At 59.6% G+C, this 805-nt stretch carries 1 protein-coding gene; it reads left to right on the top strand.

The annotated features are described in order from the left end of the window. Positions 1-790: IS5 family transposase (locus ACTWPW_RS64425; protein ID WP_443175075.1), on the top strand; the 790-nt coding region annotated here is incomplete at its 5' end. Positions 791-805 lie beyond the last annotated feature (15 nt).

Here is an 805-nt window from a genome sequence, read left to right as displayed (position 1 = left end):
CTTAATCGAACCCACCTTGACCACCTGGCGCCAGGCCAGACTCGACCGTCGGCCCACCGGCCAGCCAGCCTCCGTCGAACTACGGGACGTCTTCAATGCGATTCTCTATGTCAACCGCACGGGAATTGCCTGGAAATACCTACCGCATGACTTCCCGTCGTACAACACCGTATACGCCTACTACGCGGCCTGGCGCGACGAAGGGATACTCGCCCAACTCAACTACGACCTGACCGGACTGGCCCGCGTCAAGGCCGGCCGCGAGCCCGAGCCGACCGCCTCCATGATCGACACCCAGAGCGTCAAGACCTCCACCAACGTACCCCTGACAAGCCAGGGAACGGACGCCGCCAAGAAGATCATCGGCCGGAAGCGAGGCATCGTCACAGACGCGCTTGGCCTCCTACTCGCCGTCACCGTCACCGCCGCAAGCCTCTCCGAAAACGCCATAGGAATACAACTGCTCAACACCGTCAAGGAGACATACCCAACCATCACCAAAGCCTGGGTCGACACCGGATTCAAGAACGCAGCAGTCGAACATGGAGCCCGCCTCGGAATCGACGTGCAAGTCGTCAACAGAAACCCCGACATCCGCGGCTTCCACGTCGTTAGAAGGCGCTGGGTAGTGGAACGCAGCCTCGGATGGCTTATGTTACGACGACGCCTAACCCGCGATTACGAAACTCTGCCCGCCAGCTCTGAAGCGATGATCTACATCGCCTCGATCGACAATCTCACCAAACGCATAACGGACGAGACCACCCCAACCTGGCGAGACACCTACTAGAACATAAGGCGCAAT

It is taken from the genome of Nonomuraea sp. KM90, from assembly GCF_052246675.1.
Lineage (GTDB): Bacteria > Actinomycetota > Actinomycetes > Streptosporangiales > Streptosporangiaceae > Nonomuraea.
Note: the sequence above shows the minus strand (reverse complement) of the source record. Positions and strands in the feature narration are given on the sequence as shown.